Source organism: Neisseria sp. HMSC31F04 (assembly GCF_001807735.1).
In the GTDB taxonomy this organism is placed as follows: Bacteria; Pseudomonadota; Gammaproteobacteria; order Burkholderiales; family Neisseriaceae; genus Neisseria; species Neisseria elongata.
The window spans coordinates 48,465-61,810 of record NZ_KV790755.1 but is presented as its reverse complement, the minus strand read 5'-3'; the positions used below and the strand labels follow the sequence as shown (position 1 = coordinate 61,810).

The 13,346-nt window shown below is 58.0% G+C and carries 12 protein-coding genes and 2 pseudogenes; 11 read left to right on the top strand and 3 right to left on the bottom strand.

The features are described 5' to 3' along the window. Positions 1-168 precede the first annotated feature (168 nt). The 8 genes and pseudogenes from HMPREF3107_RS00590 to rng all read left to right on the top strand — a co-directional run bounded on the left by HMPREF3107_RS00590 (position 169) and on the right by rng (position 8,367). Positions 169-657 carry a GNAT family N-acetyltransferase gene (locus HMPREF3107_RS00590; protein ID WP_070452071.1) on the top strand — a complete coding sequence of 163 codons (489 nt, stop codon included), beginning with the start codon at positions 169-171 and terminating at the stop codon, positions 655-657. Between the two features lie 182 nt (positions 658-839). Continuing rightward, positions 840-1,208: pseudogene (locus tag HMPREF3107_RS12755) on the top strand (EamA family transporter RarD); the annotation flags it as partial. Between the two features lie 151 nt (positions 1,209-1,359). Further along, positions 1,360-1,737: an EamA family transporter gene (locus HMPREF3107_RS12750; protein WP_371327468.1), complete on the top strand. Its 378-nt coding sequence runs from the start codon at positions 1,360-1,362 to the stop codon at positions 1,735-1,737. Between the two features lie 214 nt (positions 1,738-1,951). Then, positions 1,952-2,875, top strand: coding sequence for a hypothetical protein (locus HMPREF3107_RS00580; RefSeq protein WP_141742792.1), 924 nt, complete (start codon positions 1,952-1,954; stop codon positions 2,873-2,875). Between the two features lie 90 nt (positions 2,876-2,965). Then, positions 2,966-3,148 (top strand): hypothetical protein, encoded by a 183-nt coding sequence (locus tag HMPREF3107_RS00575; protein WP_070452065.1) that lies wholly within the window; start codon positions 2,966-2,968, stop codon positions 3,146-3,148. A gap of 5 nt (positions 3,149-3,153) precedes the next feature. After that, the gene (gene pepN / locus HMPREF3107_RS00570; RefSeq protein ID WP_070452062.1) at positions 3,154-5,805 is read left to right on the top strand and encodes an aminopeptidase N; all 2,652 of its coding nucleotides are present in this window, start codon (positions 3,154-3,156) and stop codon (positions 5,803-5,805) included. A gap of 64 nt (positions 5,806-5,869) precedes the next feature. Beyond that, a pseudogene (locus tag HMPREF3107_RS11210) lies at positions 5,870-6,727 on the top strand (EamA family transporter). A 146-nt stretch (positions 6,728-6,873) separates the two neighbouring features. Further along, positions 6,874-8,367: a ribonuclease G gene (gene rng / locus HMPREF3107_RS00555; protein WP_070452055.1), complete on the top strand. Its 1,494-nt coding sequence runs from the start codon at positions 6,874-6,876 to the stop codon at positions 8,365-8,367. 110 nt (positions 8,368-8,477) lie between these two features. On the opposite strand, the gene HMPREF3107_RS00550 is transcribed toward rng, so the two are convergent. Continuing rightward, entirely contained in the window at positions 8,478-9,209 is a 732-nt protein-coding gene (locus HMPREF3107_RS00550) for a lysophospholipid acyltransferase family protein (protein ID WP_070452052.1), read from the bottom strand. Beyond that, on the bottom strand, positions 9,193-9,774 hold the full coding sequence (gmhB, locus tag HMPREF3107_RS00545) for a D-glycero-beta-D-manno-heptose 1,7-bisphosphate 7-phosphatase (RefSeq protein WP_070452152.1): 582 nt from the start codon (positions 9,772-9,774) through the stop codon (positions 9,193-9,195). The genes HMPREF3107_RS00550 and gmhB overlap by 17 nt, the downstream gene beginning before the upstream one ends. A gap of 208 nt (positions 9,775-9,982) precedes the next feature. Between gmhB and HMPREF3107_RS00540 the strand changes: the two genes are divergently transcribed. Beyond that, the gene (locus HMPREF3107_RS00540; protein ID WP_070452148.1) at positions 9,983-10,699 is read left to right on the top strand and encodes a DUF4190 domain-containing protein; all 717 of its coding nucleotides are present in this window, start codon (positions 9,983-9,985) and stop codon (positions 10,697-10,699) included. 75 nt (positions 10,700-10,774) lie between these two features. On the opposite strand, the gene HMPREF3107_RS00535 is transcribed toward HMPREF3107_RS00540, so the two are convergent. Further along, positions 10,775-11,581 carry a DNA ligase gene (locus HMPREF3107_RS00535; protein WP_070452049.1) on the bottom strand — a complete coding sequence of 269 codons (807 nt, stop codon included), beginning with the start codon at positions 11,579-11,581 and terminating at the stop codon, positions 10,775-10,777. A gap of 99 nt (positions 11,582-11,680) precedes the next feature. On the opposite strand from HMPREF3107_RS00535, the gene HMPREF3107_RS00530 reads away from it, so the two are divergent. Continuing rightward, the gene (locus HMPREF3107_RS00530) at positions 11,681-12,316 is read left to right on the top strand and encodes an MBL fold metallo-hydrolase (RefSeq protein ID WP_070452046.1); all 636 of its coding nucleotides are present in this window, start codon (positions 11,681-11,683) and stop codon (positions 12,314-12,316) included. Between the two features lie 100 nt (positions 12,317-12,416). Next, a complete protein-coding gene (locus HMPREF3107_RS00525) occupies positions 12,417-13,253 on the top strand; it encodes a DUF937 domain-containing protein (RefSeq protein ID WP_070452043.1) in 837 nt (278 codons plus the stop codon). Positions 13,254-13,346: the final 93 nt, after the last annotated feature.

Sequence of the window (13,346 nt, the reverse complement as noted above, 5' to 3'; positions counted from 1 at the left end):
CGCCGTACTGGTTTAAAGTTAATCCACTATAAAACGGCTTTTGCGGTTTTCAGGCTGCCTTTATTGCAACAGCCGCAAGTCGGATACTTGTATCCGACACCTTGCTTTCAGACGGCCTCAAAGCAGCCTGAAAACAAGCCAAGTGCCCGCCAAACAGGAAAACACGCCATGCCCCAAACCGTTACCCTTGTGCCGTACGACCCCGCACACGCCGCCGATTTGGACTACCGTCTGCACGGAGAGCAAGCACAATACTCGGTTTCGCCCCAAGAGCGGCTGCAAAACGGCCGGTTCGCCGCGCCCGACTGTTTGGCCGTAACCATTTTGTGCCAAAACCGCCCCATCGGATTTTTCATCCTTGATAAAGGCAGCGACCGCCTTACTTACAGCACCAACCCCCGCGCCGTATTGCTGCGCTCGATGTCGGTCAACCCCGCAGATCAGGGTCAAGGCTGCGCCCGCGCGGCGCTGGCTGACGATAAATTGGCGCCGCTCATCCGCAGCATATTGCCCGACTGCGACGAAATCGTGTTCGGCGTACACCACGCCAACCGCGCCGCCATCGGCCTGTACCAAAGCTGCGGATTTGCCGATACGGGGCGAACCTTTATGGGCACAAAGGGGCTGCAATATATTTACAGCAAAACGATTCGGTAAAAGGCCGTCTGAAACAATAAATCAAGCGGGTAGGTTGGGTCGCGACCCAACAACATGATTAAATCTCTTGCCAAATGTTGGGTTTGGCAACATAGCGGAAAAGCCCGAAATCATAACAATCAGGCTGCGGTTTCAGACGGCCTGTATCCTCGCGGCTTTTCAACGAAAGCGATTTGCAACCCATGACCCCGTTATCCAAAGGCATCCTGCTGTGCCTGTTTTCCCAACTCTTATTCGGCGTACTCTACCTGTTCAGCCATTGGATGAAACCCTTGGGCGGCACGGACGTGTTCGCCCTGCGGATGCTGACCATGGCGGCGGGGATATGGCTGATGACGCTGTATTCCATCGGCCTGCCCGCGCTTGGTCGTTTTGTGCGCGAACGGCTGGGCACTCGGCGCGACAGGCTGTGGTTTGCAATCGGCACCGCCAATATCGGCAGCCAGTTTTGGCTGTTTATGTGGGCGCCGGTGAACGGCGAAGGGGTGAATGTGGCCACGGGCTATTTCCTGTTCCCGCTGGTGATGATGCTGGCGGGGATGCTGTGGCTGAAAGAGCGGCCGAACCGCCTCCAGCTGGCCGCGCTGATATTGGCGGCGGCCGGCGTGGCGCACGAAATCCGGACCGTGCGTTCTTTTTCGTGGACAACGCTGTGGGTGTGCGGCATGTATCCCGTTTATTATTTAGGCCGCCGCAAAATGAATGTTCCCGCCCTTCAGGGGGCTGACGCTGGATTTGACCCTGATTCTGCCCTTTGCCGCCGCATACCTGCTGTGGCGGCACGAATCGTTGGCGGTGGTGTGGCAGGAGCCGCGCTACTGGCTGCTGCTGCCGCTGCTGGGACTGTTCAGCGCGCTGGCCATGTCGGCCAATTTGAAATCGGGGCAGCTGCTGCCGGTCAGCCTGTTCGGCATGTTGAGCTATGCCGAACCCGCTCTGCTGTTTTTGGCGGCAGTGTTCGTACTGCACACGCCGGTGGCCGATTCGGCCTACATCACTTACGGCCTGATTTGGGCCGGCCTGCTGCTGTTGTGCCTAAACGGCTGGTTGGTTTTCAGACGGCCTAAAGAGGCCGTCTGAAAGCCCGATCAACTTCGACGCTATCCATAATAACCTATGAAAAAACAACAAAATCCCATAATATTTGGCAACCCTAAAATTGCGAGGTCATTTTATGTATCATCCGTATAAACCTATTTTTCTACTTGAAACTTCCGCCATGCGCGCGCCCTGGTCCGGGTTGGGCTGGCCTATTCAGGCTGTCCTGCTTTTAATGCGCGGCATTGTGCCGTTTATGATGATAATGCCCGTATTGCTCATCGGCTATGTACTGGCCATCGTAGCGGGCGTGGTTGCCGTAGCGGCAATGGGAACGGGCTTGTCGATACTTGCACCAATCTTCGGTGGCGCGGCTCATTTCCAGCTCGGACAGTATGTACTGGCGGCTCTGGTGTTTGCCGTGATTGTATTCATCTGTTCTCTGCCGCTGCTGTTCGCGGGCGGATTGATGTCGGCGGTGGCTTCGCTGGCGGAACGGGGAAATTGTTCGATATGGCAGGTATTCGACGGCTTCAATGGGTCGTTTTGGCCGATTATCAAGCTGATGCTGCTGGGCTGCGTGCCGATGACTGCGGCAGTTTACGGCTTAACAATCATGACCCGTGCGGGTATGCATCCTTCGGATTGGCCCGTCGTCCTGATGATGATGTTGACCTTGGCCGGCGTATTTGCATTATGGATTGTGCCGCTGCCGCTGATGATACTGCACGGCATCCCGCCGTTACGCGCCGTCCTGATGTCGCTTATGGCGGTGGTAAAAAACATCCTGCCCGTACTGTGCCATACGGTGGGCATGCTGTTACTGCTGGGTGCGTTCAACCTGTTTTTTGGCGTGCAAATGAGTTCCCTGAAAACGGGAGCCATCCTGCCGTTATACGGAAACATTTTGTTTTGGCTGATGTTCTGGCTGGTTTTGATAGTACTGGCGTTCGCCGTCCCGCTGACGGGCTATGTGTTTTACCGCAACGTTTTTACTGATTCTCCGTTGGAGGGCGGCAGCCGGCTCGGGTTGGGCGTACTGCTCGTTTTGGCGGCGTGTGCGGGAACAGTTTATTGGCGACAGGCGTTCGGGCCGTCTGAAAACCGCACATCCCTCCAAACCACAACCGAAGGTAACACTCAACCTGCCGCCCCATTTCAAAGCGACACAAGACGATGAATCTCCGATGTTGGCGGTGCAGGCTTTGCCCAACTACGCAGACCTGCTGAGTAACGGTAAAACTATTCAATCAAAAGAGGCTGGAGCGTCGTGCCGGAGTTTTCCGACACACCGCCCGCGCTGCCGTCCGGCGAGAGTATGGCCGAAAAGGTTTATTTCCTCGTAGAATCCGTACCGCACGAATTATTGCAGCCGGGTTTCGCCTTCGACTTTATGAGCGGCGGCCACACAGTCGGCCGCTGCACCGTTATTGCCCCTTCACACTCAGGATAAACAAAATGACCGAAAAAACCGTACACCATCTCAAAGACTATCAAGCACCCGCCTATTTGGTATCGCAAACCGATCTGTCTTTCGACATTTACGACAGCCACACCGACATCACCGCCGCCGTGCGCTTCCTGCCGCAGCGCGCGGGCGAACCGCTGGTGCTGGACGGTTCGGCCGAACTGCTGTCGGTTGCGCTGGACGGCGAAGCGGTGCAATATGAATTGGACGAAAAAAACGGCAGGCTGACCATCGCCAACCCGCCGTCAGTCCCCTTCATGCTGACAACCGCCACCCGGGTCAGGCCGTCTGAAAACAAAACCCTGATGGGGCTGTACGAAAGCGGCGGCAACCTTTACACCCAATGCGAACCCGAAGGCTTCCGCAAAATCACCTACTATCCCGACCGCCCCGACGTGATGGCCGTCTTCACCACCACCATCACCGCCGACAAAGCGCGTTATCCCGTCCTGCTCTCCAACGGCAACCGGATAGGCGGCGGCGAGCTTTCAGACGGCCGCCACTGGGCGAAATGGCACGACCCGTTTAAAAAACCGAGCTACCTGTTCGCACTCGTGGCGGGCGATTTGGCCGTCAGCCGCGACACCTTTACCACCCGCAGCGGCCGCGAAGTCGCCATCGCCTTCTACACCCGCAAAGAAGACGCGGGCAAAACCGCCTTTGCCATAGAAGCCCTGAAAAACGCCATGAAATGGGACGAAACCCGCTTCGGGCTGGAATACGACCTGGACATCTACATGGTCGTGGCCGTGGGCGACTTCAACATGGGCGCGATGGAAAACAAAGGCCTGAACATCTTCAACACATCCTGCGTGCTGGCCGACTCCCGCACCGCCACCGATGCCGACTTCGCCCGCGTCGAAGCCGTCATCGCCCACGAATATTTCCACAACTGGACGGGCAACCGCGTTACCTGCCGCGACTGGTTCCAGCTCTCGCTCAAAGAAGGGCTGACCGTCTTCCGCGACCAGGAATTTTCCGCCGACCGCGCCAACGCCGCCGTCTGCCGCATCGAAAACGTCGCCCTGCTGCGCGCCCACCAGTTCCCCGAAGACGCAGGCCCCACCGCCCACCCCGTCCGCCCCGCCAGCTACGAAGACATGAACAACTTCTACACCATGACCGTGTACGAAAAAGGTGCGGAAGTCGTCCGCATGTACCGCACCTTCCTAGGAGAAGAAGGCTTCCAAAAAGGTATGAAGCTCTATTTCGAACGCCACGACGGCCAAGCCGTTACCTGCGACGACTTCCGCGCCGCCATGGCCGATGCCAACGGCTTCGATTTCAAACAATTCGCCCTGTGGTACAGCCAGGCGGGCACGCCCGCGCTCGACATCACAGGCCGTCTGAACGACCAAGGCGACTACGTCCTGAACATCAGACAAAGCATCCCGCCCACCCCCGACATGGCCGACAAACAGCCCATGTTCATGCCCCTGGCCGTCGCCCTGTTCAGCCCCGAAGAAGACAGCTTCGGCGAAAAAATCCCCTTCCGCCTGACACTGGACGGCGCACCGCAAACCGAAGCCGTGCTGCACATTACCGCCGCCGAACAGCAAATCACGCTCTACGGCGCAAACCGCCCCGCCGTACCGTCCCTGCTGCGTGGCTTTTCCGCACCCGTCATCCTGAACTACCCCTACACCGACCACGAACTTGGCATCCTCCTTTCCGCCGACGACGACCCCTTCGCCAAATGGGAGGCCGCCCAAACCCTGTACCGCCGCGCCGTCCGCGCCAACCAAACCGCACTTTCAGACGGCCTGCCCGCGCCGGAACACCCCGCACTCATGCAGGCACTCGAATACGTCTTAAACGCTGACTTCAACCCCGCCTTCCAGTCCCTGCTGCTGCAACTGCCGCCCGAAGCCGACCTGTGGGCGGAAGACGACGACATCGATCCCCTGCTCGTCCACCGTGCGCGCGAAGCCCTGCTCGACACTATCGCCGCCCGCTTCCTGCCGCAATTCCGCAGCCTGAACCGTGAAGCCGCCGCCCAAGAGCAGGCCGCACCCGCCGAAACGCGTTACGAATACAGCCCCGATTTGGCCGGCTGGCGCGCCCTGCGCAACACCTGCCGCGCCTACATCCTGCGCGCCGACCCCGCGCACATCGCCGCCGTAGCCGAAAAATACGGCGAAATGGCGCAAAACATGACCCACGAATGGGGCATACTCAGCGCCGTCAACCATATTGACCGTCCCGAACGCGACCGCCTGCTGGCGCAATTTGCCGAAAAATTCGCCGACGACCCGCTGGTGATGGACAAATACTTCGCCCTGACAGCATCGTCCCGACGCGCCGACACCCCGCAGCAGATACAGGCCGCCCTGCAACACCCCGCGTTCAACCTGCAAAACCCCAACAAAGCCCGCGCCCTGCTCGGCACATTCAGCCGCAACGTCCCTCATTTCCATGCCGCCGACGGCTCAGGCTACCGCTTCTTGGCCGACAAAATCCTCGAAGCCGACCGCTTCAACCCGTCGCTGGCCGCGCGGCTGGCGCACGCCTTCAACATCTGCCGCCGCCTCGAGCCCGTCCGCCGCAACCTGATGGCGGAACAGCTGCGCCGCATCAACGGCACCGAAGGCCTGTCGGGTGAAACGGGGGAAATCGTCGGCAAAATCCTACAGGCCGTCTGAAAACGAAGTTTCCGAAGGAAGCCGAGTTTCTGCGAAGCTAAAACGCTGCACACAAGGAATCCCCATGCCCAACCGCACCGCCGCCATTCTCACCACCGCGCTTGCCCCACTGATTTGGGGTAGCACCTATCTCGTAACCACCGAATTTCTGCCGCCGAACCGCCCGTTCACCGCTGCACTTTTTCGCGTGTTGCCCGCCGGGCTTTTGCTGTTGGCGTGGACGCGGCGGATACCCAAACGGGACGAATGGGCGACGGTTGTTTTGCTCGGTTTTCTGAACATCGGCTTTTTTCAGGCCATGCTGTTTGTGGCGGCGTACCGTTTGCCGGGCGGTTTGGCGGCGGTGCTGAGTTCCACGCAGACGCTGATGGTGCTGGTGTTCACTTGGTTAATCGGCAAAACCATGCCGCCGAAAGCGGCTTGGGGCTGGGCGGCGGCGGGCGTGGCAGGGATTGCGCTGTTGGTGCTGTCGCCGTAGGCGCGCTATGACACGCTGGGCATTTTGGCGGCACTGGCGGGTGCGGCGGCGATGGCCTTGGGTGTGTATTTGTCGAAACACCACCGCACTTCGCTGCCCGTGTTGGCGTTCACCGGCTGGCAGTTGTTTATCGGCGGACTGTGTCTGCTGCCCGTCGCCCTATTGGCCGAACCGCCGCTGGAAGCGTTAAGCGCGGCCAACCTCGGCGGCTACCTGTATCTGTGCCTGTTCGGCGCGGTGCTGGCTTATGTGCTGTGGTTCGACGGCCTCGCCAAACTACCGCCCGCCGCCGTGTCGTCGCTGGGATTACTCAGCCCCGTCTGCGCCTTCGTGCTGGGCTGGCTGTTCCTCGGCCAGGGCATGGACGCGAAATCGATGGCAGGCTTTGTGTTGGTGCTGGCTTCGATTTTCGGGGTGCAGCGGGCGGTGGGGAAGGCTGGCTAAAAGCGTAGCTTCAACGAAGTTAAAACGAAGTTTTCGCCGGAACACCGGGTTTCGGCGGAAACAAAACACCCTCCTCACCGCACATAAACTTTTCAGACGGCCTCTGCTTTCTGTATCATGGCGTGCTTGAAATCCGAAAGCCGATTATGTTACCCAGCATCCCCCTCCATAAAGACATCGTCCGACCGCCGGAAACCGTGTTGGTCAATATCACGCCGCAGGAAACGCGCGTGGCCGTGCTCGAAGAAAACAACATCTGTGAACTGCACATCGAGCGCAATTCCGGACACGGCCTGGTGGGCAACATTTATCTGGGCGTGGTGCGGCGCGTCCTGCCCGGGATGCAGAGCGCGTTTATCGATATCGGCTTGGAACGCGCGGCCTTCCTGCACATCGTCGACGTCTTGGAACAGCGGCAAAACCCCGACGAAACCCAGCGCATCGAACACATGCTGTTCGAAGGGCAGACCGTGCTGGTGCAGGTCATCAAAGACCCGATCAACAGCAAAGGGGCGCGGCTTTCCACCCAAATTTCGCTGGCCGGACGCTTCCTCGTCCACCTGCCGCAGGAGGAACACATCGGCGTTTCCCAACGCATCGAAGACCACGAAGACCGCCACAACCTGCGCGACCGCCTGCAAAACCTGCTGCCGCCGGATGCCGCGCACGGCTACATCATCCGCACCAGCGCGGAAACCGCCTGCGATGCCGAACTGCAGGCCGACATCGACTACCTGACCAAAGTGTGGGCCAACATCCGCCAACAGGCCAAAACCTGTCCGGCGGAAAGCCTGCTGTATCAGGATTTGCCCCTCAGCCTGCGCGTACTGCGCGACATGTTCAGCGACAACACGCGCGAAATCCTGGTCGATTCAAAAGAAAACTTCGCCAAAATGCAGCATTTCGCCACCCAATACGTTCAAGGCGCGGCGGAAAAAATCAAGCTCTTCACCGGCGAGCGGCCGCTGTTTGAAACCCACAACGTCGAGGCCGAAATCAACCGCGCCCTCCAGCCGCGCGTCAATCTCAATTTCGGCAGCTACCTGATCATAGAAGCCACCGAAGCCATGACGACGATAGACGTGAACACCGGCGGCTTCGTCGGTGCGCGCAATTTCGACGAAACCATTTTCAAAACCAACCTCGAAGCCTGCCACGCCATCGCGCGCGAACTGCGCCTGCGCAATTTGGGCGGCATCATCATCATCGACTTTATCGACATGTCTTCCGACGTGCACCGCGAAGCCGTGCTGCAGGAACTGGCCAAAGCCCTCAGCTTCGACCGCACCCGCGTTACCCTCAACGGCTTCACCAGCCTCGGCCTGGTAGAGCTGACGCGCAAACGCACGCGCGAAAACCTCAGCCATGTATTGTGCGAACCCTGCCCCGCCTGTCAAGGCAGAGGCCGTCTGAAAACCCCGCAAACCGTCTGCTATGAAATCCAGCGCGAAATCGTACGCGAAAGCCGCCGCTTCGACGTGCGCCAGTTCCGCATTCTCGCCTCGCCGGAAGTGATTGATTTGTTTTTGGACGAAGAGTCGCAGTCGCTGGCGATGCTGATCGACTTTATCGGCAAACCGGTGTCGCTGGCGGTGGAAAACAGTTATACGCAGGAGCAGTTCGACGTGGTGCTGATGTAGGTGGAAAGCCTGTCGGCAAGAAAGCAAAAGGCCGTCTGAAAACTCGGCTTCCTTCGGAAACTTCGTTTTCAGACGGCCTTTGACGAATCGGGAGAAACGGAATCCTGCCGTCAATGATGGTTCGCGGCGGCACGCGGGCCTTTGCCGTTAATGTGCTGCTGCTGCGTTTCAATCCACTCTTCGCAGCGGGCGGTCAGTTCGGCCTCGCTGCCGTCTTCATGGCGGATGACGGGGCCGATGATGACGTCCACCGTCCCGGGGTATTTCAAAAACGAATCTTTCGGCCAAAATTCTCCGCTGTTGAGGGCGACGGGGACAATGTCCATTTCAAACAGCTTCGCCATCCGCGCCGCGCCGCTTTTGTAACGTCCCTTGCTGCCCGGTGCGACCCGCGTGCCTTCGGGAAAAATGGTAATCCAATAGCCTTCGTCGCGCCGCTCCCTGCCCTGTTTGGCCAATTGGGCGTTGGCCTGCGCGCTGCCGCGTTCGATGCCTATGGTTTTGACGATTTTCAGCCCCCAGCCGAAGAAGGGGATTTTAAACAGTTCGCGCTTGGCCACGAATACCTGCGGCGGGAAAATTTCCTGCAGGGCGAGCGTTTCCCAGCCGCTTTGGTGTTTGGCGCAGATGATGGACGGTTTGTCGGGGATGTTCTCCGCACCGACCAGCCGGTATTTCAAACCGACAATGTTTTTCAGCGACCACATCAGGATTTTCACCCACTGCCGGGCTACCGTGTGCGCGCCGTTGGGAACGACTGCAGCCAATAGGATGAAGGGGAACATGGTAATCAGGCTGACCACCAATATCAGCCAGTAGATAAGGTTACGCAACAACAGCATGGCCTGCCTCCGTTTCGGCTTCGTCCTGTCCCATCAGGTATTGCGAAAACGCCATCAGGTCGTCGAAAACCTGCGTGCCTTCGGGCAGTTCGGCGGCGTGTTCCGCCAACGTTTTCTTTCCTTTACCGGTCAGCACCAGCACGGGTTTGCCGCCCGCCCCGGCCACGGCCTGCAAATCGCGCAGGCTGTCGCCCACCATATAGGTGTTTTCGGCTTTGGCGTTGAAACGGTCGAGAATGTCCAACACCATGCCGCTTTTCGGCTTGCGGCAGCCGCAGTCGGCGGCGGCGGTGTGCGGGCAGAACCAAACGCCGTCTATCACGCCGCCCGCCTGCTGAACCATTTTGTGCATTTTGTTGTGCATTTCGGTCAGCTCCTGCATGGTGAACAGGCCGCGCCCGATGCCGGACTGATTGGTGGCCACGGCCACGGTATAGCCCGCCTCGGAGAGGAAGGCGACAGCATCCATGCTGCCGGTCAGGGGAACCCATTCGTCGGCCGACTTTACAAAGTCGTCCCGGTCTTGGTTGATGACGCCGTCGCGGTCGAGAATTATCAGTTTCATATCGGTTTTCCAAAAAGGCTGCGGCATTGTAGGGCCTGGCGCGTGCCTGTCAAGGTTTTATGCATGGCGGCAGAAAACCTGTCCCGTCATGCGTTGTGGTACGGATGGATATTTTCAGACGGCCTGAAGATACGGTTGCGGTAAGATAATCAAAAGCGGGTATAATGTCGTTTCCCAATAATCCGTTATGAACAGTGCGTGGTCAGCCATGACTCCGAAAACCTCATCTTCTGCCGCTTCGGGCAAAAATCAAAACATCCTGGCACCGGTCAGTTTGGTTTGCGGGCTGCTGGCGTGGACGCTGTTGCCCATTGTCGCCGCACTGGCCGCCATCCTCACCGGCCATATCGCCTACGCCAAAAACAAGCGGTTGAAAGTCGGCGGCAAGGGGATGGCCTTAACAGGGCTGGTGCTGGGTTACAGCGGTTTGGGCACGGCGATGATGTTGATCGGCATTTGGGCCGGCATGCCGGAAGGCAAATCGCTGTGGCCGCAGGAGGCCGCCGCGCCGGCCGAACAAGCCGCTTCGGCCGTTCAGGCCAAACCCGCCGCACCGCAGCCGCGCAGTTCGGAAAACCAGGCCGCTGCCGTTCCGGCGAAAAACATCAAACCGCTCCCTCCTGTGATTCCGCCGGCAGCCGTGCCGATTTTGTCTGCCCAGCAACGGGTGGAAGAAGCCTTGAATGCAGGCACGCCATTAGACGAAATCAATGAAACCCATGAAGAAGCCGGGGAAGACGATCCCAGCCTGCGCTATTGGCAGCGGATTGAAATCAAGCAAGGCAATATCGTCATCACGCCGAAACCGAATATTTACGGTCTGTCCGCACAGATTATGTTGTTCTCTACCCGTGAAAACGGCGGCCTGTCTTGGACTTGTGTCGGCGAATTGGACAAAACGGTGGAAGAAACCGTTTGCCGCTGATCCGTCGGGCCATTTTGTATTGAAAGGCCGTCTGAAAAGCCGTTTTCCGGTTTTTCAGACGGCCTTGATGCTTTTTTATTTGTCTTTGCGGATACGCAGGAAGGTGGCGAAACGGGGTTTGCCCTTTTGCGTGAAACCTCGGTAACGGTAGGTAATGACCGAGCCGACCGGCGGCGGGTTGGCACGCTCGGCATCTTTAAACCCGCTTCCGATACGGAATTCGCCCAACTCGTTGCGGCAGCCGACCGCGCCGAGTTTGCCCGCATATTTCCCTTTGCCTTCGTAATGGCGCGTTACCGTACATTCGGCATCCTGCTGCGGTTTCAGTTTCAGATAACCGCTGCTGCGGCCTGCGCGGTACGGCTGTTGCGGATCGCGCAAAATCACGCCCTCTCCTCCCGCCTTCACGATTTTTTCCATCATCGCACGCGCTTCTTCAATATTTTTGACCGGCGTTTGTTTGACAACGACGATGTTCGCCGGATATTTTTTCAGACGGCCTTCCAATACGGCCAGCCTTTGGTAAAGGTTCCCCTCTGCTTTCGGCAAGTCGAAAACGTATAACTTGATGCCGCCCCAATCTCCGTCGGCCGAACGTGTGGCGGCGGAAATCCGCTCAAATTGCCCACGCGAACTGTAAAGCTCGCCATCCAGCGGATAGGACGGAAAATTGCGGGTAAACCCCGGCGGCGGTGTGAAGGCATAACCTTGGCGGCTGATCAGCTTTTTGCCGTCCCAATAGGCGCGTACGCCGTCCAATTTCTCGCTGGCCGCCCAGCCCTGCACGTTTTGGTTGCTATATTCTTCTGCCAACATCAGCGGCGGTGCGGCCCAAGCAGAGGCGGTTATGGAAAAAAGCACACAAAAAATAGGGTTTTTCATGACTGTTTTGCCCAAGTGATTGGTTTGGTCGGGATTATCACATATAATTCATTATCTTGGTACAGCCAGTTATTCAAAATAAATATCTTAAGGAAAACGATGTCGCTACATGTTGAAATTATTGCGGTTACCCTGTTCCGCCAGAACAGCACACTGATGTGGGACGACGAAACCAACGAAGCGGTTTTTACCGATGTCGGCGGCAACGTTCCGCGCCTGTTGGAAGAAGCGGAAAAACGCGGTTTGCACGTGAAGGCGATTTGGCTGACACACGGCCATCTCGACCATGTCGGCGGCGTGGCGGAAATGACGGCGGGCAATCCGAAAATCGAAGTTTTGGGTCCGCACGAAGCAGACCGCTTCCTGCTGGCGAACCTCACCGAAATCACCAAACAATACAATTTCCCGCCAACCAAACCCTTTATGCCGACGCGCTGGCTAGAAGAAGGCGATGAATTGAAAGTCGGCCGATATGCCTTCAAAGTGCTGCATATCCCGGGGCATACGCCCGGCCATATCGTTTTCTACTGCGCCGAGGCCGACTTGTTGGTGGCGGGCGACGTGATTTTCTATGAAAGCGTGGGGCGCACCGATTTCGAACGCAGCAACCACGACGACTTAATCCGCAACATCCGCGAAAAAATCTTCACTCTGCCTGAAGACACCCAAATCGTTACCGGACACGGCAGGATGACGACGGTCGGCTACGAAAAACAGCATAACCCCTATCTTTAAGCTACAATGTGCCCGGTTCGGACCCTCCTTCCGAACCGTCTTTTCAGACGGCCAAGCCGTCTGAAAACATTTTGAATGCACAAATACAAGGAACCCCGCCATGACTACCCGCTTCGGCACCTTGCTGCAAGAAGAACTCGTCCCCGTCCTCAGCCGATTTTTGACCGCCGCCGGCGAAAACGCCGAAACGGGTACGCAGGCGGCAAAATTGGTTTTACCCGCCGTTTTGGCCGGCGTATTGAAGAGCACGGCCGGCAATCCCGATTATGCGTCCGCCCTTTACCGGCAGGCCGGCGCGGAAAGCGGCCTGTCTGCGGACGAAGTTCAGGCACAATCCGAACGCCTGATTGATTTGGGCAACAGTCTGCTGCCTGCCGTGTTTGACGGTAACGCCGCCGATGCGGCTGCCGAATTGGCACGGCAGAGCGGGATTGCCAAAGCGTCTGCCGCCCGCCTGCTGGCCATGGCACTGCCTTTGGTTTTGTCGCATTTGGGCCGCAGCAGCGGCAGCCTGTCCGACTTTTTGAAATTGCTGGCCGGTCAATCCGATCATCTGGCGGAAAATCTGAACGGCGGACTGCTTTCGGCTTTGGGCATCAGCAATGTTGCCGCCGTATCAGCCGTTGCCCATAAGCTGTCCGACCATGCCGCTTCCTTGCAATTATCGGATGACGGACTGCCTGCCGTATCGGGCAAATCATCAATTGTCGGAAGCCTGCCGGTATTGCTGCTGGCGGTAGTATTGGCTGTCATGGCGTTTAAAGGTTGCAGCACCAAAGTGGTGGAACAAGGTCAGGACCGACCTTTCGAGACCGACGTGGTTCAGCCGCATCCCGCCGCCGATCAATCTTTACCCGCCCTACCCTTGCCCGACGAAGCGGTTACCACGCCGAACGGGCCGGTAGCCGAATCCGCATCAGCCATCAGCGGGCAATAGTCAAATCTTTCCCCTGCAAGCAGGCCGTCTGAAATTTTCAGACGGCCTGCTTGCTTTTTTATCCAAAGTAACATAAGGTTACATAAAACTACA